The organism is Burkholderia sp. BC1 (genome assembly GCF_052683555.1).
The window spans coordinates 67,141-93,227 of record NZ_JBQYLP010000002.1 but is presented as its reverse complement, the minus strand read 5'-3'; the positions used below and the strand labels follow the sequence as shown (position 1 = coordinate 93,227).

General features: G+C 68.9%; 24 protein-coding genes and 1 pseudogene. 9 read left to right on the top strand and 16 right to left on the bottom strand.

The window, feature by feature from the left end:
* Positions 1-4: 4 nt before the first annotated feature.
* The 4 genes from ACSHSS_RS01665 to ACSHSS_RS01650 form a co-directional block, all read right to left on the bottom strand.
* Positions 5-238 carry a Fis family transcriptional regulator gene (locus tag ACSHSS_RS01665; RefSeq protein ID WP_006401675.1) on the bottom strand — a complete coding sequence of 78 codons (234 nt, stop codon included), beginning with the start codon at positions 236-238 and terminating at the stop codon, positions 5-7.
* Complete coding sequence (gene dusB / locus ACSHSS_RS01660) at positions 235-1,299, bottom strand: tRNA dihydrouridine synthase DusB (protein WP_006401674.1); 1,065 nt, start codon at positions 1,297-1,299, stop codon at positions 235-237. The genes ACSHSS_RS01665 and dusB overlap by 4 nt, the downstream gene beginning before the upstream one ends.
* A 147-nt stretch (positions 1,300-1,446) precedes the next feature.
* Positions 1,447-2,634: a UbiH/UbiF/VisC/COQ6 family ubiquinone biosynthesis hydroxylase gene (locus ACSHSS_RS01655; RefSeq protein ID WP_445544496.1), complete on the bottom strand. Its 1,188-nt coding sequence runs from the start codon at positions 2,632-2,634 to the stop codon at positions 1,447-1,449.
* Between the two features lie 45 nt (positions 2,635-2,679).
* On the bottom strand, positions 2,680-4,065 hold the full coding sequence (locus ACSHSS_RS01650; protein ID WP_445544495.1) for an aminopeptidase P N-terminal domain-containing protein: 1,386 nt from the start codon (positions 4,063-4,065) through the stop codon (positions 2,680-2,682).
* A gap of 185 nt (positions 4,066-4,250) precedes the next feature.
* On the opposite strand from ACSHSS_RS01650, the gene ACSHSS_RS01645 reads away from it, so the two are divergent.
* The gene (locus tag ACSHSS_RS01645; protein WP_006401671.1) at positions 4,251-4,862 is read left to right on the top strand and encodes a glutathione S-transferase family protein; all 612 of its coding nucleotides are present in this window, start codon (positions 4,251-4,253) and stop codon (positions 4,860-4,862) included.
* Between the two features lie 103 nt (positions 4,863-4,965).
* Here the strand turns inward: ACSHSS_RS01645 and ACSHSS_RS01640 are convergent, their stop codons facing one another.
* The 3 genes from ACSHSS_RS01640 to ACSHSS_RS01630 all read right to left on the bottom strand — a co-directional run bounded on the left by ACSHSS_RS01640 (position 4,966) and on the right by ACSHSS_RS01630 (position 8,352).
* Positions 4,966-6,585 (bottom strand): FMN-binding glutamate synthase family protein, encoded by a 1,620-nt coding sequence (locus ACSHSS_RS01640; RefSeq protein ID WP_006413043.1) that lies wholly within the window; start codon positions 6,583-6,585, stop codon positions 4,966-4,968.
* A gap of 115 nt (positions 6,586-6,700) precedes the next feature.
* Positions 6,701-7,846 carry a tRNA 2-thiouridine(34) synthase MnmA gene (gene mnmA / locus ACSHSS_RS01635; RefSeq protein WP_035949339.1) on the bottom strand — a complete coding sequence of 382 codons (1,146 nt, stop codon included), beginning with the start codon at positions 7,844-7,846 and terminating at the stop codon, positions 6,701-6,703.
* Complete coding sequence (locus ACSHSS_RS01630; protein ID WP_006401668.1) at positions 7,843-8,352, bottom strand: NUDIX hydrolase; 510 nt, start codon at positions 8,350-8,352, stop codon at positions 7,843-7,845. Before ACSHSS_RS01630 ends, mnmA begins: the two co-directional genes overlap by 4 nt.
* 278 nt (positions 8,353-8,630) lie before the next feature.
* On the opposite strand from ACSHSS_RS01630, the gene ACSHSS_RS01625 reads away from it, so the two are divergent.
* The 3 genes from ACSHSS_RS01625 to ACSHSS_RS01615 are packed head-to-tail and all read left to right on the top strand — an operon-like array spanning position 8,631 to position 11,559.
* Positions 8,631-9,770, top strand: a complete 1,140-nt coding sequence (locus ACSHSS_RS01625) for a Re/Si-specific NAD(P)(+) transhydrogenase subunit alpha (RefSeq protein WP_217262452.1) — start codon at positions 8,631-8,633, stop codon at positions 9,768-9,770.
* Between the two features lie 11 nt (positions 9,771-9,781).
* On the top strand, positions 9,782-10,108 hold the full coding sequence (locus tag ACSHSS_RS01620) for an NAD(P) transhydrogenase subunit alpha (protein WP_006401666.1): 327 nt from the start codon (positions 9,782-9,784) through the stop codon (positions 10,106-10,108).
* Positions 10,105-11,559, top strand: coding sequence for an NAD(P)(+) transhydrogenase (Re/Si-specific) subunit beta (locus ACSHSS_RS01615; protein WP_105841327.1), 1,455 nt, complete (start codon positions 10,105-10,107; stop codon positions 11,557-11,559). Before ACSHSS_RS01620 ends, ACSHSS_RS01615 begins: the two co-directional genes overlap by 4 nt.
* An 88-nt stretch (positions 11,560-11,647) precedes the next feature.
* Here ACSHSS_RS01615 and ACSHSS_RS01610 read toward each other — a convergent pair whose 3' ends face one another.
* Positions 11,648-12,568, bottom strand: coding sequence for a LysR family transcriptional regulator (locus ACSHSS_RS01610; protein WP_249462849.1), 921 nt, complete (start codon positions 12,566-12,568; stop codon positions 11,648-11,650).
* 84 nt (positions 12,569-12,652) lie between these two features.
* Between ACSHSS_RS01610 and ACSHSS_RS01605 the strand changes: the two genes are divergently transcribed.
* Positions 12,653-13,576 carry a carbon-nitrogen hydrolase family protein gene (locus ACSHSS_RS01605; protein WP_445544494.1) on the top strand — a complete coding sequence of 308 codons (924 nt, stop codon included), beginning with the start codon at positions 12,653-12,655 and terminating at the stop codon, positions 13,574-13,576.
* Positions 13,577-13,630: 54 nt separating this feature from the next.
* Here ACSHSS_RS01605 and ACSHSS_RS01600 read toward each other — a convergent pair whose 3' ends face one another.
* The 8 genes and pseudogenes from ACSHSS_RS01600 to ACSHSS_RS01565 all read right to left on the bottom strand — a co-directional run bounded on the left by ACSHSS_RS01600 (position 13,631) and on the right by ACSHSS_RS01565 (position 22,598).
* On the bottom strand, positions 13,631-14,317 hold the full coding sequence (locus tag ACSHSS_RS01600) for a helix-turn-helix transcriptional regulator (RefSeq protein ID WP_048805249.1): 687 nt from the start codon (positions 14,315-14,317) through the stop codon (positions 13,631-13,633).
* A gap of 79 nt (positions 14,318-14,396) precedes the next feature.
* Positions 14,397-14,831 carry a VOC family protein gene (locus ACSHSS_RS01595; protein WP_261504713.1) on the bottom strand — a complete coding sequence of 145 codons (435 nt, stop codon included), beginning with the start codon at positions 14,829-14,831 and terminating at the stop codon, positions 14,397-14,399.
* A 248-nt stretch (positions 14,832-15,079) separates the two neighbouring features.
* Positions 15,080-16,378 carry a THUMP domain-containing class I SAM-dependent RNA methyltransferase gene (locus tag ACSHSS_RS01590; RefSeq protein ID WP_012214100.1) on the bottom strand — a complete coding sequence of 433 codons (1,299 nt, stop codon included), beginning with the start codon at positions 16,376-16,378 and terminating at the stop codon, positions 15,080-15,082.
* A 116-nt stretch (positions 16,379-16,494) separates the two neighbouring features.
* Positions 16,495-18,627 carry a site-specific recombinase gene (locus ACSHSS_RS01585; protein ID WP_445544518.1) on the bottom strand — a complete coding sequence of 711 codons (2,133 nt, stop codon included), beginning with the start codon at positions 18,625-18,627 and terminating at the stop codon, positions 16,495-16,497.
* A 507-nt stretch (positions 18,628-19,134) separates the two neighbouring features.
* A pseudogene (locus tag ACSHSS_RS01580) lies at positions 19,135-19,698 on the bottom strand (PqiC family protein); the annotation flags it as partial.
* Positions 19,695-21,314, bottom strand: a complete 1,620-nt coding sequence (locus ACSHSS_RS01575) for a PqiB family protein (protein WP_006401657.1) — start codon at positions 21,312-21,314, stop codon at positions 19,695-19,697. The pseudogene ACSHSS_RS01580 and the gene ACSHSS_RS01575, both read right to left, overlap by 4 nt.
* A complete protein-coding gene (locus ACSHSS_RS01570) occupies positions 21,307-21,936 on the bottom strand; it encodes a paraquat-inducible protein A (protein WP_445544493.1) in 630 nt (209 codons plus the stop codon). The genes ACSHSS_RS01575 and ACSHSS_RS01570 overlap by 8 nt, the downstream gene beginning before the upstream one ends.
* Entirely contained in the window at positions 21,933-22,598 is a 666-nt protein-coding gene (locus ACSHSS_RS01565) for a paraquat-inducible protein A (protein ID WP_445544492.1), read from the bottom strand. Before ACSHSS_RS01565 ends, ACSHSS_RS01570 begins: the two co-directional genes overlap by 4 nt.
* A 256-nt stretch (positions 22,599-22,854) precedes the next feature.
* Here ACSHSS_RS01565 and ACSHSS_RS01560 point away from each other — a divergent pair, with 256 nt between their 5' ends.
* From ACSHSS_RS01560 to ACSHSS_RS01545, 4 genes are all read left to right on the top strand, one after another.
* On the top strand, positions 22,855-23,415 hold the full coding sequence (locus tag ACSHSS_RS01560; RefSeq protein WP_039224505.1) for a cytochrome b: 561 nt from the start codon (positions 22,855-22,857) through the stop codon (positions 23,413-23,415).
* Between the two features lie 8 nt (positions 23,416-23,423).
* Positions 23,424-23,984 carry a YceI family protein gene (locus ACSHSS_RS01555; RefSeq protein WP_445544491.1) on the top strand — a complete coding sequence of 187 codons (561 nt, stop codon included), beginning with the start codon at positions 23,424-23,426 and terminating at the stop codon, positions 23,982-23,984.
* 64 nt (positions 23,985-24,048) lie between these two features.
* Positions 24,049-24,630, top strand: a complete 582-nt coding sequence (locus ACSHSS_RS01550; RefSeq protein WP_006408344.1) for a YceI family protein — start codon at positions 24,049-24,051, stop codon at positions 24,628-24,630.
* Between the two features lie 178 nt (positions 24,631-24,808).
* The gene (locus tag ACSHSS_RS01545; RefSeq protein ID WP_006408346.1) at positions 24,809-26,086 is read left to right on the top strand and encodes an MFS transporter; all 1,278 of its coding nucleotides are present in this window, start codon (positions 24,809-24,811) and stop codon (positions 26,084-26,086) included.
* Position 26,087 lies beyond the last annotated feature (1 nt).

Below are 26,087 nucleotides of genomic sequence, written 5' to 3'. Positions count from 1 at the left end.
CCGACTACAGCAGGCCGTGCTGCTGCAGCTTCTTGCGCAGCGTATTGCGGTTGATGCCGAGGTACTCGGCGGCGAGCGACTGGTTGCCGCCCGCCTGTTCGAGCACGACCTCGAGCATCGGCTTTTCGACGCAGGACATCACCATTTCATAGACGTCGTGCGGATTGGAGCCGTCTAGATCCCGGAAATACACGTCCAGGCTCTCGCGGACACATTGTTCGATGTTGTGCTTGCTCATGCTGCTAACTGGTTATGGTCGTCCGGCTCGCCCTGACCGTTTTCGTCGTCGTCGACGTAGACGAGGTGGTCCGACAGCGCCTTTTGCGCGTCGAAGAACGCATTGACGGCGGCGAGCTGCTCGCGGGTGGAATCGAGCGTGTTCATCCGGTGCCGGAACGCGTTGGCACCGGAAAGGCCGCGAGTGTACCAGCCGATGTGCTTGCGCGCAGTACGGACGCCGGTGAATTCGCCGTAGAACGCGTAGTGGTCTTCCAGGTGCTCGTTCATCACCTGCTGGATCTCGTCGATGCGCGGCGGCGGCAGCAGCTCGCCCGTTTGCAGGAAATGATCGATTTCACGGAACAGCCACGGCCGGCCTTGCGCGGCACGACCGATCATCAGCGCGTCGGCGCCTGTTGCCTCGAGCACGGCCTTCGCCTTCGCGGGCGACGTGATGTCGCCGTTCGCGACGACCGGAATGCGCACGGCCGCCTTCACGGCCGCGATGGTTTCGTATTCGGCCTCGCCGCGGTACAGATCGGCGCGCGTGCGGCCGTGCACGGTGAGCATCGAGATGCCGGCGGCCTCGGCGAGCCGCGCGATCGTAATCGCGTTCTTGTGCTCGCGGTCCCAGCCGGTGCGGATCTTCAGCGTGACGGGCACCGCGTCGGGCCCCGTGCCGACGGCCGCGACGACGGCCTCGACGATCCGCTGCACGAGCGGCTCGTTCTGCAGCAGCGCGGAGCCGGCCGCCACGTTGCAGACCTTCTTGGCGGGGCAGCCCATGTTGATGTCGATGATCTGCGCGCCGTTGTCGACGTTGTAGCGCGCGGCTTCAGCCATCATCGCCGGATCGGCGCCCGCGATCTGCACCGCGATCGGCTCGACCTCGCCCGCGTGGTTCGCGCGACGCATGGTCTTCGCGCTCTTCCAGAGCTGCGCGTTGGACGCGACCATCTCGGACACCGCGTAGCCGGCGCCGAGCTTCTTGCAGAGCTGGCGGAACGGACGATCCGTCACGCCGGCCATCGGCGCGACGAACAGGTTGTTACGCAATACGTGAGAGCCGATAACGGGCATCGCAATGGCACCGCCCGCGGCACGCGCGGGCATCGAAAGGGCGGAGGGAAAACGCGCATTTTACCGTATTCCCAACCCCCGCCGATTTGACCCGGTTTGTGCGGGCGCACACCGGCGCACGCCGGCGTGCGCTGCGCGCCGCGCGCGTCAGCCGCGCTGGCCGAACATCATCTGCCGCGCGATCGCCTTCTTCAGCGGCGGCACGAATTCGAGCGCGGTGAGCGCCGCGCCGCGCAGCAGCGGCAGCGGGCCGGCATCGATCGTAAACAGCCGCGCGAGCGTGTCGGTCGCGCCGATCGTGAGCCGCCGGTCGAGCGCGCGGCGCGCGTTGAAGGTCGCGAGCGCGGTCGCGTCGAACCCCTGCGTCGACAGCACGTCGACGAGCGTGTGCGCGTCGCGCAGCCCGAGGTTCAGCCCTTGGCCCGCGACCGGGTGCAGCGTCTGCGCGGCATTGCCGACGATCGCGATGCGGCCCTTGACGAGCGTCTGCGCGACGTTCAGCCCGAGCGGGAACGACGCGCGGCCCGCGATCGCGACGAAGCTGCCCATGCGCTCGCCGAACGCGATCCCGAGTTCGCGCAGGAAGGCGTCGTCGGGCAGCGCCGCGCGGCGCGCCGCCTCGTCGGGCGCGCAGCACCAGACGAGCGCATAGTCGGCCTGCCGCGGGCCGCCGAGCGGCAGCAGCGCGAGCGGGCCTTCGTGCGTGAAGCGCTCCCACGCGACGTTCGGCCGCGGCGACGACACCGTCACGGTGCCGACGATCGCGGTCTGGCCGTAGTCGCGTCGATGCTTGCCGGCGTCTGCCTGCTGCTCGTGGAACAGCCCACCTTCCGCATTCACGACGATGCGCGCGCGCAGTACGCGTTCGCCGTGCGGCCCGTCGAGCGTCAGCGCGACGCCGTCGGCGTCCTGCAGCGGTGCGCGCGCGGTGGTCGACGTGAGCCAGTCGACGCGGCTGCCGCGCACGGCGCCGGCGAGCGCCTGGACGAGCGAGCCGTAGCGCACGACGTAGCCGAGCGCCGCGAGGTCGTGCTCGTCGCGCTCGATCAGCGTGCGCCCGAAATGGCCGCGCTGCGACACGTGAATGTGTTCGATCGGCGTCGCGTCGGCCGGCCACGCAAGCGTATCGAGCAGCACGCGGCTGCCGTGCGACACCGCGATCGCGCGCGGATCGTTCGCGCTCGCGGACGGCTCGCGCGCATCGATCAGCGCGATCGACGCGTGCTGCGTCGCGCTGCGCCGCGCGAGCCAGCCGGCAAGCGCGAGCCCGACCGGGCCCGCGCCGACGATCGCGAGGTCGTAGTCGGTCGGAAGCGGGGAGGAAGCGTGGGTCATCGGAATTCGTGAAACGGAAATAACGGTCGGCAGCCCGCGTGCGGCTTACGCGCGCGCACGCATCAGCGCCTCGATGTCGGCCGCCGCGACGGGCACGTCGCGCGTGATCAGCTCGCAGCCGTGCTCGCGCACGATCGCGTCGTCCTCGATGCGGATGCCGATGTTCCAGTACTCGGACGGCACGTCGTCGGCCGCGCGCACGTAGAGGCCCGGTTCGACCGTCAGCGCCATGCCGGGCTTGAGCGTGCGCCACGGCAGCGCGCCGTTGGCGTCGCGCTCGGCGTGCCGTTCGCGGTAGTCGCCGCAGTCGTGCACGTCCATCCCGAGCCAGTGGCCCGTGCGGTGCATGTAAAAACGCGTGTACGCGCGCTCGGCGATCACGTCGTCGACGTTCGAGAAACGCGTCTTCGCGATGATGCCGGTGTCGAGCAGCCCTTGCGCGAGCACGCGCACGGCGGCATCGTGCGGCGCCTCGAACGGCACGCCCGCGCGCGTCGCGTCGATCGCGGCCTGCTGCGCGGCGAGCACGATGTCGTACAGCGTGCGCTGTGCGGGCGAGAAACGCCCGTTCGCGGGGAACGTGCGCGTGATGTCGGAGGCGTAGCCGTCGAGTTCGCACGCGGCGTCGATCAGGATCAGATCGCCGTCCCGCGCGACCGCGTTACCGGCCGGGTAGTGCAGCACGCACGCGTTTGCGCCGGCCGCGACGATCGATCCGTAGGCGGGCGCCTGCGCGCCGTGCAGGCGGAACGTATACAGCAGCTCGGCCTCGAGTTCGTATTCGCGGATGCCGGGCTTGCATGCCTGCATCGCACGCCGATGCGCGAGCGCCGAGATGTGCGCGGCGCGCGTCATGATCGCGAACTCGTGTTCGTCCTTCACGAGCCGCATGTCGTCGAGCAGCGGCGTGAGGTCGCGCATCGCGTCCGGCGCGGCGACGCCCGTGCGCGCCTGCGCGCGCACGGCATCGAGCCAGCGCGCGAGCTGCCGGTCGAACTCGGCCGACGCGCCGAACCGGTAGTGGACGGTGCCCGCGTCGGCGAGCAGGCGCGGGATCTCGGTATCGAGCACGTCGGTCGCGTACGCGGCGTCGAAGCCGAACGTGTCGCGCGCGGCCTCGGGCCCGTAGTGGAACCCTTCCCAGATCTCGCGATCGGCGTTCTTCGCGCGGCAGAACAGGATCGACTCGGGCGCGCCGTGCGGCGCGGCCGCGTTCAGCACGAGCACCGCGTCGGGCTCGGTGAAGCCGGTCAGGTAATAGAAGTAGCTGTCGTGCCGGTACGGATAGCCCGTATCGCGGTTGCGCAGCACTTCCGGCGCGGTGGGCACGATGGCGACGCCGCCGCCCGCGGCGCGCAGTGCGGCAAGCACGCGTTCGCGGCGCTGGCGGTAGACGTCGACGGCAATGGCGGTATCGAGGGGCGGATTCATCGTGCGATTGTAGCGCCGCCGGCCGCGGCGCGCGAAAGTGCGCGCGAGCGCCGCGCGGCCGGGCCCGCCGGCCGATTGTTGCAAACCATCCACAGGCCGGACGGGCGATTTTCTACCCGGCCGTGCCGCCCGGTTATGATCGGCGACAACGTATACTCCCGGCGGTTCCCTTAAAAAGGCAGATGATGAAATTAATCGGTTCGCTCAGCAGCCCGTACGTCCGCAAGGCGCGGATCGTGCTCGCTGAAAAGAAGATCGACTACAAGCTGGAGCTCGAGAACGTGTGGGCCCCCGATACGAACATTCATGCGTCGAATCCGCTCGGCAAGGTGCCGTGTCTCGTGATGGAAGACGGCGCGGCGGTGTTCGATTCGCGCGTGATCTGCGAATACGTCGATACGCTGTCGCCGGTCGGCAAGCTGATTCCGGCGTCGGGGCGCGAGCGCGTCGAGGTGCGCTGCTGGGAAGCGCTGTGCGACGGCGTGCTCGACGCGTCGGTCGCGATCCGTCTCGAACACACGCTGCGCGACGAAGCGCAGCGCAGCGCGAGCTGGATCGCGCGGCAGCAGCGCAAGATCGACGACGGCCTCGTCGCGATGTCGCAAGGCCTCGGCAGCAAGACGTGGTGCGTCGGTAATCATTACACGCTGGCCGACATCTCGCTCGGCTGCGCGCTCGGCTATCTCGACTTCCGCATGCCCGAGCTGAACTGGCGCGAACGTCACCCGAACCTCGACAAGCATTTCGTGAAGCTGTCGCAGCGTCAGTCGTTCGCCGATACGCTGCCGCAGGGCTGACCGGCCGGCCGGATGCCGCAGACGCGAAAGCGCCCCCGAAGGGGCGCTTTTTTTTGACCAGACCGGCTTGACGGGCCGCCACCGATCGCGGCCCGCGCACGCGTCAGTCGATCGACGCGTAGACCGTTTCGCCGAGCGTGAACGAATCGCTGCGGGCAATCGGCCACCACTTGTCGTACAGCGTGTAGCCGCACGTGTTGCCGTCGAGCAGCGCGCCGGGCTTCAGATATTTCAGCAGCTGCGACATCAGCCGGACCTCGTGCGGCGACACGCGCTGCACGATGTGATGCGCACGCAGCTCCGACGGATGCGACAGCCCGGCCGCCTGCACGAGCTCCTGCAGCGCGTGCAGCGTATTGCGGTGGAAGTTGTAGACGCGCTCGGCCTTGTCGGGCACGACGAGCGCGCGCTGACGCACTGGATCCTGCGTCGCGACACCGGTCGGGCAGCGGTCGGTGTGGCAATGCTGCGCCTGGATGCAGCCGACCGCGAACATGAAGCCGCGCGCCGAGTTCACCCAGTCCGCGCCGATGGCGAGCGTGCGCGCGATGTCGAACGCGGTGATGATCTTGCCGCTCGCGCCGATCTTCACGCGGTCGCGCAGCCCGATGCCGACGAGCGTGTTGTGCACGAGCAGCAGCCCTTCCTGCAGCGGCACGCCGACGTGGTCGGTGAATTCGAGCGGCGCCGCGCCGGTGCCGCCTTCCGCGCCGTCGACGACGATGAAGTCCGGCACGATCCCCGTCTCGAGCATCGCCTTCGCAATGCCGAAGAATTCCCACGGATGGCCGATGCACAGCTTGAAGCCGGTCGGCTTGCCGCCCGACAACGTACGCAGCCGCTCGACGAATTCGAGCAACCCGCGCGGTGTCGAGAATTCCGAGTGCGTCGCGGGCGAGATGCAGTCCTTGCCCATCGGCACGCCGCGCGTCTCGGCGATCTCGGGCGTGATCTTCGCGGCCGGCAGCACGCCGCCGTGGCCCGGCTTCGCGCCCTGCGACAGCTTGATCTCGATCATCTTGACCTGCGGGTCGGCGGCCTGCTTCGCGAACTTGTCGGGATTGAACGTGCCGTCGTCGTTGCGGCAGCCGAAGTAGCCGGACGCGATTTCCCAGATGATGTCGCCGCCGTGCTCGCGGTGGTACTTGGACAGCGAGCCTTCGCCGGTGTCGTGCGCGAAGCCGCCTTTCTTCGCGCCGAGGTTCAGCGCGCGGATCGCGTTCGCGGACAGCGAGCCGAAGCTCATCGCCGAGATGTTGAAGATCGAGATGTCGTACGGCTGCGCGCGCGTCGCGCCGACGCGGATCCGGAAGTCATGGTTCGGCAGCCGCGTCGGCGCGAGCGAGTGGCTGATCCATTCGTGCGCGACCGCCTTGACGTTGAGCTCGGTGCCGTAAGGGCGATTGTCGGCGACGTTCTTCGCGCGCTGATAGACGAGGCTGCGCTGCGCGCGCGAGAACGGTTTCTCGTCGGTGTCGTCCTCGACGAAGTACTGACGGATTTCCGGACGAATGAATTCGAACAGGAAGCGGAAGTGGCCCCAGAGCGGGTAGTTGCGCAGGATCGCGTGGCGGTCCTGGTTGAGGTCGTACAGGCCGAGGGCGACGAGCGCCGCCGGGATCGCGATCCACAGCCCGGAGAGCACGTGGAACGACGCGAGCGCGGCCGCCGCGACGAGCAGCAGGACCGCGCACCACATCGCGAGATAGCGTCGTGAAAGCATGGGGACTCCACAGAAGTGAACGGCCGCCATGCGTACGCTGCGCGGCGGCGCGCCGGCCGCGACGGAATCGTGTTCCGCCGGGCGCGGCGTGCCGCAAGTCTAAACCGACCGGGGGTCAGCGTGCTTCGGCGAGGGCCGGCGCGGCGGCCGGAGCGGGCGCGTGGCCCGGCTGGCCGGTGGCCGCGAACTCGATGATGCCGCCGCCCAGGCAGATCTCGCCGTCGTACAGCACGGCCGACTGGCCGGGCGTGACGGCCCATTGCGCGTCGGCGAACGCGAGCGAGAAGCGCTCGCCGCCGGCGCGCGCGAACGTGCACGCGGCGTCGGCCTGCCGGTAGCGCGTCTTCGCGCCGCACGCGAAGCCTTCCGCGGGCGGCTCGCCCGCGACCCAACTCACGTTGCCGGCGACGAGCTCGCGCGACAGCAGCCACGGATGATCGTGGCCCTGCACGACGTAGAGCGTGTTCGACGGGATGTCCTTCGCGGCGACGAACCACGGTTCGCCGCTGCCGTCCTTGCTGCCGCCGAGGCCGATGCCCTTGCGCTGGCCGAACGTATAGAAAGCGAGGCCGATGTGCTCGCCGACGAGCTTGCCGTCCGGCGTCTTCATCGGGCCCGGTTTCGTCGGCAGATAGCGGTTCAGGAAGTCGCGGAACGGCCGCTCGCCGATGAAGCAGATGCCGGTCGAATCCTTCTTCTTCGCGTTCGGCAGCCCGATCTGCGCGGCGATCTCGCGCACCTTCGTCTTCGGGATCTCGCCGAGCGGGAACATCGTCTTCGACAGCTGCGCCTGGTTCAGCCGGTGCAGGAAATACGACTGGTCTTTCGTATGATCGAACGCCTTCAGCAGTTCGAAGCGGCCGTCGCGTTCGCGCACGCGCGCGTAGTGGCCGGTCGCGATCGTTTCCGCGCCGAGCGACATCGCGTGATCGAGGAACGCCTTGAACTTGATCTCGGCGTTGCAGAGCACGTCCGGGTTCGGCGTGCGGCCGGCCGAATATTCGCGCAGGAATTCCGCGAACACGCGGTCCTTGTATTCGGCCGCGAAGTTGACGGCCTCGACGTCGATGCCGATCAGGTCGGCGACCGACACGACGTCGATCCAGTCCTGACGCGTCGAGCAGTATTCGCCGTCGTCGTCGTCTTCCCAGTTCTTCATGAACAGGCCGACGACGTCGTAACCCTGCTCCTTCAGCAGCCACGCGGTCACCGACGAATCGACGCCGCCCGACATGCCCACTACCACACGGCGCTTGCTCATTTGTTTACCGCCTGACGGTCGAAAGCGTCCGGCCGCGGCGCGACCGAATGCGTATGCACGAAATCGAGCGGAACGCGCCGCCCGGCCAGATAGTCGTCGACACAGCGCATCACGGCCGGCGACCGGTGGCGTTCGATGCACGCGCGCAGTTCGCCGGCCGTCATCCACAGCGTGCGGACGATGCCGTCGTCGAGCCGCTGGCCGACGATGCGCTCGCCCGCCGTGCCGCAGAACGTGAAGCGCAGATACGTCGCGCCCGCGCTCCCGGGACGCTCGTAATGCGCGAGGTACACGCCGACGAGCGCCGTCGGCACGAACGGATGCGCGGTTTCCTCGAGCGTTTCGCGGATCACCGCGTCGGCGAGCGTTTCGCCGGCTTCGAGATGGCCGGCCGGCTGGTTGATGCGCAGGCCCGTCGAAGTTTCTTCCTCGATCACGAGGAAGCGGCCGTCGCGCTCGACGAGCGCCGCGACGGTCACGTGCGGGGTCCAGATTTCGGGTTTCATGGTTCGGCATTTTACCGGTTGCGCCCGGACGCTGCCGGCCGTCTCGTTAGACGAATCCGACCCTTCCCCGCGTGCCGTCAAGCATGGCGCAGGCGCGCGCCGCGCCGCACGTTGGCAACCTCGCACGATCGTGCGGAAAGTGCTGGCGCGCGGAACGCTTTCGGTTAAAGTGCTGCGTGAACGCCGTTGCCCGTGAGCCGGTAGTCAGCCTGTCCGGCTCGTTGTTGCAGTCAGAATCGCAAGACTAGAAATATCAACGATGACTGGAGGAACTGACGATGCATATTGGAGTGCCTGCTGAGACGCGGGCCAACGAGGCGCGCGTGGCCGCGACGCCGGAGACGGTGAAGAAGTACGCGGCCGCCGGCCACCGCGTCAGCGTCGCGAAGGGGGCCGGCACTGCGGCCAGCTATCCGGACGAAGCCTATGCGGCCGCCGGCGCGGAATTGACCGACCAGTCGGCCGCTTTTAGCGCCGACATCGTGCTGAAGGTGCAGGCGCCGACCGATGCGGAACTGCCGTCGCTGAAGCGCGGCGCGGTGCTGGTCGGGATGCTCGAGCCGTTCAATGCCGAGCAGGCGGCGAAGCTCGCGGCGACCGGCGTGACGGGCTTCGCGCTCGAAGCCGCGCCGCGCACGACGCGCGCGCAAAGTCTCGACGTGCTGTCGTCGCAGGCGAACATCGCCGGCTACAAGGCCGTGCTGGTCGCCGCGTCGCTCTATCCGCGCTTTTTGCCGATGCTGATGACGGCCGCGGGCACCGTGAAGGCCGCGCGCGTGCTGGTGCTCGGCGCCGGCGTGGCCGGCCTGCAGGCGATCGCGACCGCGAAGCGGCTCGGCGCCGTGATCGAAGCCTCCGACGTGCGGCCCGCCGTGAAGGAGCAGATCGAATCGCTCGGCGCGAAATTCCTCGACGTTCCGTACGAAACCGACGAAGAGCGCGACGCCGCGCAGGGTGTCGGCGGCTATGCGCGGCCGATGCCGCCGTCGTGGCTCGCGCGTCAGGCCGCGCTCGTGCACGAGCGCGCGAAGCAGGCCGACATCGTGATCACGACCGCGCTGATTCCGGGCCGCCCTGCACCGACCTTGATCTCGGCCGAGACCGTGCAGGCGATGAAGCCCGGCTCGGTGCTCGTCGATCTCGCGGCCGGCCGCGGGCCGGAAGTCGACGGCCGCAAGGGTGGCAACTGCCCGCTGACGGTGGCCGACCAGGTGATCGTGCACAACGGCGTGACGATCGCGGGCCATACGAATCTCGCCTCGATGGTCGCGTCGGATGCGTCCGCGCTCTATGCGCGCAACCTGCTCGATTTCATGAAGCTGATCGTCACGAAGGAAGGTGCGCTGAACATCGACCTCGCCGACGACATCGTCGCGGCGACGCTGTTGTGCCGCGACGGCGAAGTGACCCGCAAATAACGGAGGAGACCATGGAAGTCATCAATCACACGGTGATCAACGTGATCATCTTCGTGCTGGCGGTGTACGTCGGCTACCACGTCGTCTGGAACGTCACGCCCGCGCTGCATACGCCGCTGATGGCCGTGACCAACGCGATTTCGGCGATCGTGATCGTCGGCGCGATGCTGGCCGCCGCGCTGACCGTCGGCGCGACCGGCAAGGTGTTCGGCACGCTCGCGGTCGCGCTGGCGGCCGTCAACGTGTTCGGCGGCTTTCTCGTGACGAGACGGATGCTCGAGATGTTCCGCAAGAAGGAGCCCAAGCGTGTCGAGGGCGGCAAGGAGGGCGCGCGATGAGCATGAACGTCGTCACGCTGCTGTACCTCGTCGCATCGGTCTGCTTCATCCAGGCGCTGAAGGGGCTGTCGAACCCGAAGAGCGCGCGGCGCGGCAATCTGTTCGGGATGGTCGGGATGGCCATCGCGATCCTCACGACGATCGCGCTGATCGTCAAGCAGGCCGCGTGGCTCGGCGCGAACCTGCCGCTCGGGCTCGCGCTCGTGCTCGGTGCGCTGGTCGTCGGCGGTGCGGTCGGCGCGTTCGTCGCCGCGCGCGTCGAGATGACGAAGATGCCGGAACTCGTCGCGGCGATGCACTCGCTGATCGGTCTCGCGGCCGTCTGCATCGCGTACGCGGTCGTGTCGGAGCCCGAAGCGTTCGGGCTCGTGCCGCAGGACGCCGTGTCGTCGAACTTCATTCCGTACGGCAACCGCGTCGAGCTGTTCATCGGCACGTTCGTCGGCGCGATCACGTTCTCCGGTTCGGTGATCGCGTTCGGCAAGCTGTCCGGCAAGTACAAGTTCCGCCTGTTCCAGGGCGCGCCCGTCGTGTACGCAGGCCAGCACCTGATCAACCTGATGCTCGCGATCGCGATGCTCGGCTTCGGCATCCTGTTCTTCATCACGCAGGCGTGGCTGCCGTTCATCATCATGACCGCGATCGCGTTCGTGCTCGGCGTGCTGATCATCATCCCGATCGGCGGCGCGGACATGCCGGTGGTCGTGTCGATGCTGAACTCGTACTCGGGCTGGGCCGCGGCCGGCATCGGCTTCTCGCTGAACAACGCGATGCTGATCATCGCCGGTTCGCTCGTCGGTTCCTCCGGTGCGATCCTGTCGTACATCATGTGCCACGCGATGAACCGCTCGTTCTTCAACGTGATCCTCGGCGGCTTCGGCGGCGAGGCCGCGACCGGCGGCGCCGCGGGTGCGCAGGAGCAGCGCCCCGTGAAGTCGGGTTCGGCCGACGATGCGGCGTTCATGCTCGGCAACGCGGAATCGGTCGTGATCGTGCCGGGCTACGGGCTGGCCGTCGCGCGCGCGCAGCATGCGCTGAAGGAGCTGACCGACAAGCTGATCGAGAAGGGCGTCGACGTGCGCTACGCGATCCATCCGGTCGCCGGGCGGATGCCGGGCCACATGAACGTGCTGCTCGCGGAAGCGGAAGTGCCGTACGACATCGTGTTCGAGATGGAGGACATCAACGGCGAGATGGGGCAGGCGGACGTCGTGCTCGTGCTCGGCGCGAACGACGTCGTGAACCCGGCCGCGAAGAACGATCCGAAGTCGCCGATCGCGGGCATGCCGATCATCGAGGCGTACAAGGCGCGCACGGTGATCGTCAACAAGCGCTCGATGGCGGCCGGCTACGCGGGGCTCGACAACGACCTCTTCTACATGGACAAGACGATGATGGTGTTCGGCGACGCGAAGAAGGTCATCGAAGACATGGTGAAGGCCGTCGAGTAGCGCACGCGAGCGCTCCGGCCGCGCGATGCGGCCGGATGCGGTCCGACAATGGGGCCCGTCCGGCAGATGCCGGCCGGGCCCCGGTCGTTTACGGACGCACGATCCGCTCGACGCACGCGGCGATCGTGTCGCGCACGCGCACGATCGCCGGATCGCGCTGCGTGCTCGTGCGCCAGCCGATCTCGACCGGATAACGCGGCAGCTCGAGCGGGCAGCCGACGCAGCGCAGCGACGTCGCCTGCGCAATCGCGCGTGCCGCATGCGCGGGGATCGTCGCGACCGCATCGGCGCCCGCGAGCAGATAGGGCAGCGCCGCGAAGTGCGTGGTCGACGCCGCGACGCGCCGCGTGCGTCCGAGCGCCGCCAGCGCTTCGTCGACGATGCCGATCACGCCGCCCGACGACACGAGCAGGTGGTCGCGCCGCAGATAGTCGTCGAGCGTCAGCGTGCGCGGCGTGCGCGCCCGCCCGGCCGGGTCGATCACGCAGGCGTAGCCGCCCGTCGCAACCGCACGGCGGCTGAGCCCGTTTGCCGAGAAGCCGCCGGACGCGATCGCGATATCGACGCCGTGCCGCAGCAGCGCATCGCCCGCGATGCCGCTGTGCGTCTGCCGGAAGATCAGCCGGATGCCGGCGGCATCGCGCGCGACGGCATCGATCAGCGCGCGACCGAGCGCGATTTCGAAGTCGTCCGACAGCCCGATCGAGATCGTGCGGCCGACGCGCTCGCCGCCGTCGGCCGCGATCGCGAGGCTCGCGCGGCAGCGATCGAGCGCGTCGGACAGGATCGGCTTGAGCTCGTCCGCGCGCGGCGTCGGCGCGAGCCCGCGGCCGGTGCGCACGAACAGCGGATCGGCGTAGACGACGCGCAGCCGCGCGAGCGCCGCACTGACCGCGGACTGCGTGAGCTCGAGCCGCAACGCCGCGCGGCTTGCGCCGCCTTCCTCGTAGAGCGCCTCGAACACCTTCAGCAGATTCAGGTCGAGGCCGGCGATATCATCGGTATTCATGTCAGTTATCGTCGTATCGATTTGATCGATGAAATCATATCGATAAAGATGGCGTCATCCCATCCCGTTACCGGAGACGCTTTCATGTCCACATCCGTCATCGCCGCATTGCAGATCGGCGCCTCGCCCGCCGGCACGCGCGCCACGCTCGATACGATCCTCGGCTACGAAACCGCGATACGCGACAGCGGCGCCTCGCTCGTCGTGCTGCCGGAGGCCGTGCTCGGCGGCTATCCGAAAGGCGAGATTTTCGGCACGCGGCTCGGCTATCGGCTGCCCGAAGGGCGCGACGCGTATGCACGCTATGCGGCGCAGGCGATCGACGTGCCGGGCCCCGAAACCGACGAGCTCGCCGCGCTGTCGCAGCGCACCGGCGCGAGCCTCGTGGTGGGCGTGATCGAGCGCGGCGGCAGCACGCTGTACTGCACCGCGCTGTTCTTCGACCCGCGCGACGGGCTCGTCGCGAAGCATCGCAAGCTGATGCCGACCGGCACCGAACGGCTGATCTGGGGGCAGGGAGACGGCTCGACGCTGCCGGTCGTCGAGACCGCGGCCGGGCGCGCGGGCGCCGCGATCTGCTGGGAGAACCACATGCCGCTGCTGCGCTGTGCGATGTATGCGAAGGGCGTGCAGATCTGGTGCGCGCCGACCGTCGACGAGCGCGACGTCTGGCAAAGCTCGATGCGCCACATCGCGCACGAGGGACGCTGCTTCGTCGTCAGCGCATGCCAGGTGCAGCCGTCGCCGCGCGCGCTCGGCATCGAGGTGCCGGGCTGGGATCCGGAGCGGCCGCTGATTCGCGGCGGCAGCGTGATCGTCGGGCCGCTCGGCGATCTGCTGACCGAGCCGCTGATCGGCGAGGCGGGGCTCGTGAGCGCGCGTATCGATGTCGACGAACTCGTGCGCGCGCGCTACGACTTCGACGTGCTCGGCCACTATGCGCGCGCCGACGTGTTCTCGCTGCAGGTGGACGAGCGGCCGAAGCGGCCGGTGGTGTTCGCGGGATGAAGCAGGGGCGCCCCCGCACGGGGGCGCCGGGCCGCGAGAATCGACGCGGCTGCGTCAGCGCATCGGTGCTTCCGCGATCCGCATGTAGTCGGCGATGCGCCGGCCTTCCATGTCCGGAAACTGCTCGTGCACGGTGATGTCGCCCATCCGCGCGATGTCGAACGTGCGGAAGTCGCCGCGCAGCTCGCACCACGCGCCGATCGTCCAGCGCCCGCCCCAGTAGACGAGCCCGAGCGGCCACACGCGCCGCTTCGTATGCGCGCCGAGGCGGTCGCGGTACGTGAAGCTGACGATATGGCGCGTATCGACGGCCTGATGGATCGCATCGACCTTCGCGAAGAACGCTTCGTCGATGTGAAACGACGGCGCGAACACCGGCAGGCGATCGAGTGCGGTGCGCTTGTCGGCCGGCATCGCGGACGCGATCTTCGCGAGCGCCGATCGCGCGCCGCCCGCGAAGCGCGCGCCGCCCCAGGTTTCGAGCATCCGCGCGCCGGCCGCGAGCGCGGCCAGCTCCTCGGCCGTGAACGTGAGCGGCGGCAGGCTCGCGTTGCGGTTCAGCCGGTAGCCGATCCCCGCTTCGCCTTCGATCGGCACGCCCGACAGCTGCAGGTCGCGCACGTCGCGATAGACCGTGCGCGGCGACACCGACAGCCAGTCGGCGAGTTGCTGGGCGGTCGTCAGACGCCGCCCGCGCAGCAGTTCGGCGATCTGGAACAGGCGGTCGGCACGGCGCGTCATGGCTGCACCTCGGCTCCTTCGGGGACGGGAATGTCGCGATGATAGCGCCGCGCCGGCCGCACGGCGGCAGCACGCGCGCTCAGTGGCATTTCGGCGCGTGCAGCCCGACGCGGTTGCCTTCCGTGTCGATCAGATAGCCGATGTAGCCGTAGTTGTTCGGCAGTTCGACGACCGAGCCCTGCACGACGCCACCCGCGCGCCTCGCGCGGTCGAGCGCCGCGACGACCGATTCGCCGGCGTTCAGATACACGAGCACGCCGTTCGCGCTCGGCTTGAGCTGCTGCGGATCGAACACGATGCTGCCGCCCGTGCTCGACGCCTCGTGGTCGAAGATCGCCATCGGCACGCCGCCGATCACTTCGCGGTGCAGCGTGGTCTGCAGCACGGCTTCGTAGAAGCGGATCGCGCGGTCGAAATCGAGGGACGGAATGTCGAACCACGCGATCGCGCGATCGGGCGCGACCGTGGCGGCGGTGTTTGCGGGTGCGGGTGCAGTGGCAGTTGCGGACGTCATGACGAGCTCCTTTTTTCGTTCGGATTCTGTTGGAAACCAGCCTGGCATTGCGCCGGGATTGCAGTGTGATCGACCGCTCCTGACAGCGTGCTGTCAGCAGTCGTTGCGGTCCTGACAACGCGCGGACGCATTGCGCCGAACGGCGGGAGCGGGGAGCGGGACGGGGAAGGGACCCGGCCGGGCGGCCGGGCATGGCGGTGGGTGGCAGCAGCCGGCGCGCGCGGCGCCGGTGCGGGTGGCGACGACGCTTACGCGTCGCCGTCCGGTGCGGCCGGGCGCGCCTTCACGCTGCCGGCGATCAGGTCGAAACGGAACAGCCGGCATTCGAGCGCGCCATTGAACAGCGGCGTCTTCGCCGATTCGCGCAGCCGCAGCTGGCCGGGCAGCGCGCGGTCCGACGTCAGCAGGAACGCCTGCCAGCCCGCGAAGCGCTGCTTCAGCGCATCGCCGAGCGCATTGAAGAACTCGCTGTCGGGCGCGTCGGTGTGCGTGCGGCGGAACGCGTCGTCGTTGCCGCGGTTGCGGCCGGTTTCGCGCACCTCGCCGCGTGCGCTGCGGCCGCGCACCTCGATCCGCTCGCCGTACGGCGGATTCGCGACGATCAGGCCCGGCCCGTCGCACGGCGGCGTCATGCCGCGCGCATCGACCTGCTTGAGCCATACGGACGGCACGCCGGCGCGCTCGAGGTTTGCGCGCGCCTTCTCGAGCATGTCGCCGGAGATGTCGCTGCCGTAGACGCGCAGATCGTCGCGCCGGCCGCGCGCCGCGCGCTTCGCGTCGAGCGCGGCAACCTTCAGCCCCTGCCAGGCCGTGATGTCGTACTGCTTCAGCTTCTCGAAACCGAATCGGCGCTCGACGCCCGGCGCGACGCCGAGCACCATTTGCGCGGCTTCCGCGAGGAACGTGCCGCTGCCGCACATCGGGTCGTACAGCGGCGTGCCGGGCGTCCAGCCGGTCAGGCGCAGGATGCCGGCCGCCAGGTTCTCGCGCAGCGGCGCCGCGCCCTTGTCGAGACGCCAGCCGCGCTTGAACAGCGGCTCGCCCGACGTGTCGAGGTACAGCGTGCAGTCGGTGGCCGTCAGGAACGCGAACACGCGCACGTCGGGCGCGCCGGTGTCGATGCTCGGGCGCGCGCCGGTCTTGTCGCGCATCCGGTCGCAGATCGCGTCCTTGACGCGCAGCGTCGCGAATTCGAGGCTCTTCAGCGGCGACTTGATCGCGGTGATGTCGACGCGCAGCGTCTGCGTCGCCGCGAACCAGCGTTCCCAGGGCTGCTCGAGCGCGAGCGCGTAGACGTCCTGCTCGCTGCGGTACGGGCGATGCGCGATCTTCAGCAGAATCCGGCTCGCGATCCGCGAATGCAGGTTCGCGGCCATCCCGGCGGCCCAGCCGCCGCGGAAATGGACGCCGCCCGGCACCTGCGCGCCCGCGGCGAACGGCGCGCCGTCCAGGTGACGGCCGGCGATCTCGGCCAGCTCGGCGGCGAGCGCCGCTTCGAGGCCGCGCGGGCAGGGAGCGAAAAAGTCGTACAGGGTGGGCGAGGACATAAGGCGGGTGCGGGGACGTACAAAAGTCCAGTATTGTACGCGGCGCCGGCGTGTGCGGCCCGGCGTCGGCCGCAACGCGGTTCGCGGCCGGCGCGCCATGCGCCGGCCGGCGTGGCTCAGTGCGAGCCGGACTGCTGCGCGCGCGCGTCGCGGCCGGCGGCCGGCCAGAGCAGCCCGAACGGATGCGCGACGACCGCGCGCACGATCGCCGCGACGAGCGCGCGCACCTTGGTCGGTCGCAGGCTGCGCGAACGCACGGCCATCGTGAACGCGAGCGCGAAGCTCACCAGCACGTTGAGGATCGCCATGCTGAGCACGCCCGCACAGGCCCACCAGAGTTCGGGTGTGCCGAGCGCGCCCTTGCCGAGCACGCCGAGCGCCACGCCGATCGAGCCGGCCGACAGCGTCACGTGCCGCACTTCGAACGGAAACAGGAACACGGTGACGATCGCCGGAATCAGGCCGAGCATCAGCCCGAGCCCGACGTTCGCGACGACGCCCGCGACGTTCGACCGGCAGAAGTGCGCGAACTTCGCGGCGCCGGCCGCGCCGAGCGTGAGCCGCAGCCGGCGGTTGTAGGCGAGCGCGTCGCCGACGCGATGCAGCACGAACCAGTTGTCCGCCCAGCCGGCGAGCAGGCTCGACGCCCACAGCAGCACGCCGGTCAGCGCCGCGTAGAACGGCGTCGGGCCGAACAGCGAGAACGAGTGCAGCGTCGCGTGCGCCTTTTCCGGCGAAATCACGTTCACGTGCAGCACGCCGGCCGCGAACAGCTGCACGAGCAGGCACACCGGCAGCACGACGAGCACGTTGCCCGAAATCGCGGCCGCCTGCGTGCGGATCAGCGCGATCACCGACGCGACGAACGCCTTCACGCCTTCGTCGTGGCCCGTGTCGTCGAGCTCGCGTGCGAGCGTCGGCGCGGTCATCGCGGGCTGCTTCGTCGCGAGCGTGAAGTGCAGGAAGTGCATCAGCATGAAGCTCGCCGCGTAGTTCACGCCGGCGAGGAGCCCCTCGAGCATCGACTGCAGGTGCGCGCCGGTGATCGCGAACTTCACGCAGACGGTCGCGACGGTCACGAGCCCGCCGCCCGCGGCCATGCGCAGCATCTTCAGATACTCGGCGCGGCTGCGCGAAATGTAGTGCTCGCCCGTATCGGCATTGGTCTCGACGAGCTTGCGCGCGAACAGCGAGAAATTGCTGCGCATCAGGTGCGCGACGCTCTGGCTGTTCTGGTTCGCGTCGACGAGTTCGGCGGTCAGGCGCGCCATGCCGCGCAGATCGTCGCGCGCCATCCACGCGTTGAGCAGCGTCTCCGCGCGCAGGATGCGCATCCGCATCCGCTCGACCTGGAACACGATGTCGACCGACACGCCGTTGCGGTAGAGGTGCGAGAACACGTCGTCGACCGCGACGCGGCATTCGTCGAGCAGCACGCGCAGATAGTTGACCTCGTGCAGCAGCTTGCTCGGATCGCCGCCGTCCTCGACCGCCGCGTGCGCGGTTTCGACCGCGAGCATCGCGCGCGTGAGCCGGTAGAACGGCTGCGCCTCGAGCGGCTTGCGCGCATCGTCGTCGGACAGGCGGCTGCGCACCGTCTGCGACAGGCCGGTCGAGCTGATCTGGCAGGTCAGGTTGTGCAGCGCGGCCAGCAGGTCGCGCGAGAACGAGCCCGGCTCGTGGCGTTCGTCGTCGGTCACGTCGAACGCGAGCAGATCCGCGAGCCGCGCGAGCAGATCGTCGGGCAGCGCGTCGATCCACTGCGCGTCGTCGGGCGTCGGGAACATCAGCGTGAACAGCGCGGACAGCTCGCGGCGATTTGGCGCCGGCGGAATCAGCGACGCATCGATGCGCTCGAACAGCGCGCCGAAGAAGCCCGAATGCACGGGCATGCCCGCATCGCAGAGCAGCGAGATGCCGTCGCATTCGCGCAGGATGCCGCGCACGATGCGCGCCGCGTGCGACTTCCATGCCGGATTGCGATCGAGCACGTGGAACAGGTAGCGCAGCCGCGCATGCGCAGGATAGGCGCGGGCGTCGTCGCCGCGTTCGGCCGCGCCGTCCTGGGCGGCCTGTGGGGTCTGCATCGCGCCGCCGCGGCGCAGCCAGTGCGCGAGTTCGATCAGCCATTCGCTGCGCTCGGCGTACGACGCCTCGGCGTTCGCGTGCGCGAGCAGCGCATCGAGCTGATGGCTCGCACTGCGCGACGCGCGCCACTTCTTGATCAGGGTCGTCAGGGAACGGAACATAAAACGGAATAGCGAAAGCCCTGGACGGGCGGGTTCGGAGGGCCGGCCAGGCATGCGGCGCGGCGCCGGTGAGTACGGGTGTGGCGGTCGGGGCGCCGGACGCGGCGCCCCGTTGCGGTGCACGCGGATCGCGGGCGGATGCCCGCCGGACCGGCGTGCGGGCCGGACGCGCCCGGCGCTGCCGGCTCGCGCGCACGGCGAACAGCCGGCGGCGCGAGTGTGAAAGTGCGTAGGATCGTCAATCGACCGCAAAAACGCAAGGCGACCGCGCGACGCGGCGCCGGTTCCGGCCGACTTTGACAAAGAGTGCAAAGTCGCGCGGCGGCGAGCCGCGCGGTTATACGCGCCCGGCTGGCCGGTCGCGCCGGCGTCGGTCGCGGGCGCCGCAGCCGGCGCCGGCGGGCAGGGCACGAGCGGCGGGACCGCTGCGGCGGCCGTCTTGCCGGCCGGCTGCGCGGCCGTGCCGCGGCGCGCGGCGAGCGCGCGCACGCCGGCCGCCGCCTGCGCCGCGATCGCGTCGAGCGCGCGCCGATGGCCGGCGACCAGCGCGTCGTAGCCGTTGCCGACCGGCTCGGCGACGCTCGTGCGGCACGTCATGACCGCTTGCGAGCCGACCGCGCGCACGCTCCACACGGCGTCGATCGCCGCGCGCTTGCCGGGCCACGATTCGAAGCGCTGCACGTTCACGCTGATCCGGTACACGGGCATGCCCGGCGGCACGGCGGAGTCGGCGACGTCGATCGTGCCGAGCCGCGCGGCGAGATCGTCGGACAGCGCGCGGCGGATTTCGTCGGCGGGCGGCGCCGCCCAGCGCTCCTGTTCGAGCACGTCGACCTGCGCGCCGCCCTTCTGCACGACGAGCTGATTCTTCGCGATCTGCTCGGGCACGTCGACCGACGGCACCTCGATCAGGAACGGCGGATTGGCCGGCGCGGTGTGCGCGGGCGCGGCGGCGTCGGCGCGGGCGAGCGTATAGAACCGCGCGGGCGGCGAACTGCACGCGGCAAGCGCGAGTGCGGCGAGCACGGCTGCCGCGCCGCTCGCGAGAACGTTCACGCGAGTCGTCGTCATGGTTGATCTCCTGGCTTGCCCTTGATCAGCGATTCGGGATGGCGCTCCAGATAGTCGGCGAGCGCGTTGAGCGACTGCAGCGTGCGCGTGAGCTCCTTCAGCGCGCCGCGCACGTCGGACTGCAGCGGCGAATCCTGCTGCAGCGTCGCCTCGGCGGTCGAGAAGGTCTGCTTCGCGGCCGACAGCGTGTCGCGCGCCTCGGGCGCGACCTGCGTGTCGAGCTGCTTGAACAGCTTGTCGGCGTTCGACAGCGCGCTGTTCAGGTTCGCGCCGATCTGGTCGAACGGCACCTTGTCGAGCTTCTTCGCGATGTCGGCGACCTGCAGCTGCAGTTCGTCGAGCGTGTTCGGCACGGTCGGCAGCTCGAGCGGCTGATGCGACACGTCGACCTTCGCGGGCGGCGCCTTCGGGAAGAAGTCGAGCGCGACGTACAGCTGGCTCGTCAGCAGGTTGCCGGTGCGCAGCTGGCCGCGCAGCCCGTGCTGGACGAGACGCTGGACGATCTCGAGGCGCGCCGCTTCGCCCTTGCTCGCGATCGTCTCGCGGAAGCGCCGGCCGAGCCGCTCCGGATACACGTTCATCGTGACCGGCATCGTGAAGTTCTTCGTCTTCGGATCGTAGTCGATGCCGATGTTCGTCACCTCGCCGAGCACGATGCCGCGGAAGTCGACCGGCGCGCCGATCCCGAGCCCGCGCAGCGACTGGTTGAAGTTCATCACGACCTGCAGCGGCTGGCCGTCCGGATCGCGCATCGCGTCGCCTTCGTCGGCCGCCAGGCGGAACGTCGTGTTGTTCGGCGCGAGCACACCGCTGCTCTGGTTCGGCGGCGTCTGGAACGCGATGCCGCCGAGGATGACCGTTGCGAGCGACTGCGTGTTGAGCTTCAGCCCGCTCGAATCGAGCCGCAGATCGACGCCGCTCGCCTGCCACCAGCGCGAGTTCGTGCCGACGTACTGGTCGTACGGCGCATTGACGAACACGTTGAACGTGACGCCCGTGCCGTCCTTGTCGAGCGAGAAGCCGACCACCTGGCCGACCTGCACGCGCCGGTAGTAGACGGGCGAGCCGATGTCGACCGAGCCGAGCGAATCGCCGCGCAGCACGTACTGCGTGCCCTTCTGGTCGGCCGTGACGGCCGGCGGCTTCTCGAGGCCCGTGAAGTCGGTCTGCACGTCCTGCGAGCGGCCCGCGTCGACGCCGATGTACGCGCCGGACAGCAGCGTGCCGAGCCCCGACACGCCGGTCGCGCCGACGCGTGGACGCACGATCCAGAAGCGCGAGTCCTTGACCGCGAAGTCTTCGGCTTCCTTCTTGAGCTGCACTTCGACGAGCACGCGCGACAGGTCCTTCGACAGCTTGATCGTCTTGACCATGCCGATCTCGACGTCCTTGTACTTGACCTGCGTCTTGCCGGGCTCGAGCCCTTCGGCGCTATGGAAGCTGATCGTGATCTCGGGGCCGCGTTCGCGCACCGAGCGCACGACGAGGCCGATCCCGATCAGCGCGGCGATCAGCGGCACGAGCCAGACGAGCGACGGCAGCCAGCCGCTTTTCGTCGAGATCGTCGGGTCGGGCGGCCGGGACTCGTCGTGTTGCGGGCCTTGCGGACTATTCATGGTGTTTCCCTGAGGTTTCGACTGGATCCCAGATCAGACGGGGATCGAACTGCATCGACGCGAGCATTGTCAGGATCACGACCGAGCCGAACGCGAGTGCGCCGGGGCCGGCCGTGATGACGGCAAGCGAGCGGAAATGGACGAGCGCGACGGTAAGCGTCACGACGAAGATGTCGAGCATCGACCAGCGGCCGATGCGCTCGACGATCCGGTACAGGCGCGTGAGCTGCAGCGGCCGCCATGCGGTGCGGCGCTGCGCGCTGATCACGAGGATCAGCAGCACGCCGAGCTTGAGCATCGGCACGAGGATGCTCGCGACGAACACGACGACCGCGAGCGGCCAGTCGCCCGACACCCAGAAGTAGATGACGCCGCTCATGATCGTGTCCTGCTGCGAGCCCATCAGCGACGAGGTGCGCATGATCGGCAGCAGGTTGGCCGGGATGTACAGGATCGCGGCGGCGATCAGCAGCGCCCACGTGCGCGCGATGCTGTTCGGCGTGCGAAAGTGCAGCGCGCTGCCGCAGCGCGCGCAGTGCGCGTGCGGCCGGTCGAGCGTCTGCACGAGCCCGCACGCATGGCAGCTGACATAGCCCTCGCGGGCGGCGGTCGGCGTCGTCATCGGCGGGCGCCTTCGGCCAGCGGCGCGACGCCGTCGCGCGGCGTACGCATGCGGCCGGCGCGCAGATCGTCGGCGATGTCCCACAGCGTGCGCGGATCGAACATCAGCACGACCGCGAGCATCAGCGTGAGCGCGCCGAACGCGAACAGCGCGGCTTCCGGCACGACGCGCGCGAGGCTCACCATCTTCACGATCGTCACGAGGATGCCGAGCATGAACACCTCGATCATCCCCCACGGGCGCACGAGCTGCACCGCGCGCAGCACCGCGTTGAAGCCGGGCGGAATCACGCCGCGCCGTATCGGCAGCAGCAGATACAGCAGCGCCGACATTTCGACGAGCGGGAACAGCACGGTCGAGCAGAACACCATCGCGCCGACGATCGCCATGTCCTGCCGCCAGAGCGCGTCGATCGCGCCGATCAGCGTCGTCTGTACGCGGTTGCCGTTCACGTCCATCTCGAGGATCGGGAAGGTCTGCGCGATCACGAACGTGATCAGCGCGGCGAGCGCGAGCGCGCAGATCCGCTCGATCTGCGATGCGCTGTTGCGATAGAGCATCGCGTCGCAGCGCGGGCAGCGCGCGACTTCGCGTCCGCGAAGGCGCGGTTTATGCAACAGTGCGTCGCACTCGTGACAGGCAATCAGATCGTTTCGTTGCATGGACAAAGGGGTTGCGCGACGGCGAAAGGCGGCGTCGACGGGGCCGGAACCCGCGCCAATCTTACCAAAACGCCTTTTGCACCGTGTCGAGGCGCGCCGCAGCCGTGACCGGTCTGTAACATGGCGGCAAGCGGGCGGCGCGATGACGCGTCTGTCCTCAGATGCCGCGCGCGTCAAAAGGTTGCGGTAGCATGGCGCCCGTGACGAGCACCGGCCGCGACGGCCGGCGGCCGTTCGCTGAACTGAGGAACGCAAGATGGCATCGAATTCGCTGCGGCCCGCGCCGACGGGCTATACGCGCACCGCGATCGCGCTGCACTGGCTGATCGCGCTGCTGATCGTCTGCGGCTTCGCGCTCGGCTGGGTGATGACCGACATTCCGGGCTTCACGCCGACGAAGCTGAAGTACTTCTCGTGGCACAAGTGGATCGGCGTGACGGTGTTCGCGCTCGCGATCGTGCGCGTGCTGTGGCGCGCGACGCACGTGCCGCCCGCGCTGCCGGCCGGCATGCGCGCGTGGCAGCGCACCGCGGCGCACGTGGGGCATCTGCTGCTGTACGTGCTGATGCTCGTGATTCCGGCGACCGGCTATCTGTACAGCTCGGCTTCGAACATCCCGGTCGTCTATCTGGGCATCGTGCCGCTGCCGCGGCTGATCGACCCCGATCCGGCGCTGAAGGAAACCTTCAAGACGCTTCACGTGTCTTTGAATTACATTTTGCTTGCGCTCGTGTCGCTGCACGTGCTCGCGGCGCTCAAGCATCAGCTGTTGGACCGCGACGGCCTGCTGTCGCGGATGCTTCCCTTTGCCAAATGAAGGATCCCATGAAAGTGTCTTTCTCCCGCTCCATGCTGGCCGCGTTCGCCGCGGCGTCACTCGTCGCGTCGGGCGCGGCGCTCGCCGACGTCGACCTGGCGAAGAGCAAGGTGTCCGCGGTGTCCAGGCAGATGAACGTGCCGACCGAAGGCGTGTTCAAGAAGTTTTCCGCGCAGGTGAAGTTCGATCCGGCGAAGGCCGCGCAGGGCAGCGCACAGATGACGATCGACGTCGCGAGCTTCGACCTCGGCGACAAGATGTACAACGACCAGGTCGCGGGCAAGGACTGGTTCGACGCGAAGGCGTATCCGCAGGCGACCTTCGTGTCGTCGGCGATCGCGCCGGCCGGCGGCAACAAGTACAACGTGACCGGCAAGCTGACGATCAAGGGCAAGACCGAGAACGTCACGGTGCCCGTCACGGTCACGCAGAGCGGCGCGACGCAGACCTTCGACGGCGTGCTGCCGATCAAGCGCTCGACGTTCAACGTCGGCACCGGCGAATGGAAGGACACGTCGGTCGTCGCGGACGAAGTGCAGATCAAGTTCCACCTCGTCGCGACGAAGTAAGCGGCGGGCTGTCGCACCACCCGAATGCCGCGCGAGGGCGCGGCGCTGTTCCTAGGAGAATGAGTTGAAAAAGCATCTGATGATCGCCGCCGGCGCGCTCGCCGCTTCGCTGTCGTTCTCGGCATTCGCCGAAAGCGCGACGTACCAGTTCGATCCGAGCCACACGTATCCGAGCTTCGAGGCCGATCACTTCGGCGGCCTGTCGGTCTGGCGCGGCAAGTTCGACAAGTCGAGCGGCACCGTGACGCTCGATCGCGCGGCGAAGACGGGGACGGTCGAGGTGACGACCGACATCGCGTCGATCCACACCGGTAGCGCGAAGCTCGACGAGCATCTGCAGACGGCCGACTTCTTCGACGCCGCGAAGTACCCGCAAGCCGTCTACAAGGGCACGATCAAGTTCGACGGCGACAAGCCGGCGTCGGTGGTCGGCAATCTGACGCTGCATGGCGTCACGAAGCCGCTGACGCTCAAGATCGATTCGTTCAAGTGCATGCCGCATCCGATGCTCAAGCGCGAAGTGTGCGGCGTCGACGCGGTCGGCGAATTCAACCGCGACGAATTCGGCCTCGACTACGGCAAGCAGTACGGGTTCAAGATGCAGACGAAGCTGCTGATCACGGCCGAAGCCGTCAAGCAGCAGTAACGCACGCAGCCGGGCCGCGCGTCGCGCCGGCCCGCCGCGAACCGGCCGCCGCGCTCCCGATCGGGGCGCGGCGGTCTTTTTTTGCACGCCTATAATCGTTCGGGCGCCTGCCGGCGCGGCGGCCGATCGCGTACGCGGCGGCGCGCGAACAGAACGTACAACGACAAGGAGATCGCCGATGCATGCCGTCACGCCGTCCCGTTCCATTGCCTCGTCGCCGCGCGTGTGGCGCGCGGTGGTCGCCGCGTCGATCGGCAACGCGCTCGAGTGGTTCGACCTCGTCGTCTACGGCTTTTTCGCGGTGACGATTTCCAGGCTGTTCTTTCCGGCCGGCAACGACACCGTGTCGCTGCTGCTCACGCTCGGCACGTTCGGCGTGTCGTTCTTCATGCGTCCGCTCGGCGCGATCGTGCTCGGCGCCTATGCGGACCGCGCGGGCCGCAAGGCCGCGCTCACGCTGTCGATCCTGCTGATGATGGCGGGCACGCTGATCATTGCCGTGCTGCCGACCTACGAGACGATCGGCATCGCGGCGCCGCTGATCCTCGTCGCGGCGCGGCTGATGCAGGGCTTTTCGGCCGGCGGCGAATTCGGCAGCGCGACCGCGTTCCTCGCCGAGCACGTGCCGGGGCGGCGCGGCTTCTTCGCGAGCTGGCAGGTCGCGAGCCAGGGCCTGACGACGCTGCTTGCGGCCGGCTTCGGCACCGTGCTGAACGCGCAGCTGACGGCCGCGCAGATGGCCGCGTGGGGCTGGCGCGTGCCGTTCTTCTTCGGGCTGCTGCTGGGGCCGGTTGCTTACTACATCCGCAAGAAGGTCGACGAGACGCCGGAGTTTCTCGCGGCCGAAAGCACCGCGAGCCCGTTGCGCGACACGTTCGCGTCGCACAAGGCGCGGCTCGTCGCCGCGATCGGCGCGGTGGTGCTCGGCACGGTCGCGACGTACCTCGTGCTGTTCATGCCGACCTACGGCGTGAAGCAGCTCGGCCTCGCGCCGTCGGCCGCATTTGCGGCGATTCTCGTCGTCGGCGTGATCCAGATGGCGTTCGCGCCGCTCGTCGGCCACTGGTCGGACCGTTACGGCCGCGTGCGCGTGATGCTCGCGCCGGCGCTCGGCTTCCTCGTGCTGATCTACCCGGCATTCGCGTATCTGGTCGCGCATCCGGGCTTCGGCACGCTGATCGCGCTGCAGGTGCTGCTTGCCGTGCTGATGACGGGCTATTTCGCGGCGCTGCCGGGCCTGTTGTCCGAGGTGTTTCCGGTGCAGACGCGCACGACCGGGATGTCGCTCGCGTACAACATCGCGGTGACGATCTTCGGCGGCTTCGGGCCGTTCATCATCGCGTGGCTGATCAAGGCGACCGGGATGAAGACCGCGCCGAGCTTCTACCTGATGTTCGCGGCGGTGCTGAGCCTCGCGGCGCTGGTCGTGTTGCGGCGGCGGTTCGGGTTTCGGTGAA

What these genes read in the sequence shown, in the direction of transcription:
- ACSHSS_RS01640 (WP_006413043.1), bottom strand. Translation starts at nt 6,585, where the DNA reads ATGCTTTCACGACGCTATCTCGCGATGTGGTGCGCGGTCCTGCTGCTC.
- dusB (WP_006401674.1), bottom strand. Translation starts at nt 1,299, where the DNA reads ATGCCCGTTATCGGCTCTCACGTATTGCGTAACAACCTGTTCGTCGCG.
- ACSHSS_RS01620 (WP_006401666.1), top strand. Translation starts at nt 9,782, where the DNA reads ATGGAAGTCATCAATCACACGGTGATCAACGTGATCATCTTCGTGCTG.
- ACSHSS_RS01575 (WP_006401657.1), bottom strand. Translation starts at nt 21,314, where the DNA reads ATGAATAGTCCGCAAGGCCCGCAACACGACGAGTCCCGGCCGCCCGAC.
- ACSHSS_RS01565 (WP_445544492.1), bottom strand. Translation starts at nt 22,598, where the DNA reads ATGCAACGAAACGATCTGATTGCCTGTCACGAGTGCGACGCACTGTTG.
- ACSHSS_RS01595 (WP_261504713.1), bottom strand. Translation starts at nt 14,831, where the DNA reads ATGACGTCCGCAACTGCCACTGCACCCGCACCCGCAAACACCGCCGCC.
- ACSHSS_RS01590 (WP_012214100.1), bottom strand. Translation starts at nt 16,378, where the DNA reads ATGTCCTCGCCCACCCTGTACGACTTTTTCGCTCCCTGCCCGCGCGGC.
- ACSHSS_RS01610 (WP_249462849.1), bottom strand. Translation starts at nt 12,568, where the DNA reads ATGAATACCGATGATATCGCCGGCCTCGACCTGAATCTGCTGAAGGTG.
- ACSHSS_RS01570 (WP_445544493.1), bottom strand. Translation starts at nt 21,936, where the DNA reads ATGACGACGCCGACCGCCGCCCGCGAGGGCTATGTCAGCTGCCATGCG.
- ACSHSS_RS01650 (WP_445544495.1), bottom strand. Translation starts at nt 4,065, where the DNA reads ATGAATCCGCCCCTCGATACCGCCATTGCCGTCGACGTCTACCGCCAG.
- ACSHSS_RS01655 (WP_445544496.1), bottom strand. Translation starts at nt 2,634, where the DNA reads ATGACCCACGCTTCCTCCCCGCTTCCGACCGACTACGACCTCGCGATC.
- ACSHSS_RS01545 (WP_006408346.1), top strand. Translation starts at nt 24,809, where the DNA reads ATGCATGCCGTCACGCCGTCCCGTTCCATTGCCTCGTCGCCGCGCGTG.
- ACSHSS_RS01560 (WP_039224505.1), top strand. Translation starts at nt 22,855, where the DNA reads ATGGCATCGAATTCGCTGCGGCCCGCGCCGACGGGCTATACGCGCACC.
- ACSHSS_RS01555 (WP_445544491.1), top strand. Translation starts at nt 23,424, where the DNA reads ATGAAAGTGTCTTTCTCCCGCTCCATGCTGGCCGCGTTCGCCGCGGCG.
- ACSHSS_RS01605 (WP_445544494.1), top strand. Translation starts at nt 12,653, where the DNA reads ATGTCCACATCCGTCATCGCCGCATTGCAGATCGGCGCCTCGCCCGCC.
- mnmA (WP_035949339.1), bottom strand. Translation starts at nt 7,846, where the DNA reads ATGAGCAAGCGCCGTGTGGTAGTGGGCATGTCGGGCGGCGTCGATTCG.
- ACSHSS_RS01645 (WP_006401671.1), top strand. Translation starts at nt 4,251, where the DNA reads ATGAAATTAATCGGTTCGCTCAGCAGCCCGTACGTCCGCAAGGCGCGG.
- ACSHSS_RS01630 (WP_006401668.1), bottom strand. Translation starts at nt 8,352, where the DNA reads ATGAAACCCGAAATCTGGACCCCGCACGTGACCGTCGCGGCGCTCGTC.
- ACSHSS_RS01615 (WP_105841327.1), top strand. Translation starts at nt 10,105, where the DNA reads ATGAGCATGAACGTCGTCACGCTGCTGTACCTCGTCGCATCGGTCTGC.
- ACSHSS_RS01600 (WP_048805249.1), bottom strand. Translation starts at nt 14,317, where the DNA reads ATGACGCGCCGTGCCGACCGCCTGTTCCAGATCGCCGAACTGCTGCGC.
- ACSHSS_RS01625 (WP_217262452.1), top strand. Translation starts at nt 8,631, where the DNA reads ATGCATATTGGAGTGCCTGCTGAGACGCGGGCCAACGAGGCGCGCGTG.
- ACSHSS_RS01665 (WP_006401675.1), bottom strand. Translation starts at nt 238, where the DNA reads ATGAGCAAGCACAACATCGAACAATGTGTCCGCGAGAGCCTGGACGTG.
- ACSHSS_RS01585 (WP_445544518.1), bottom strand. Translation starts at nt 18,627, where the DNA reads ATGTTCCGTTCCCTGACGACCCTGATCAAGAAGTGGCGCGCGTCGCGC.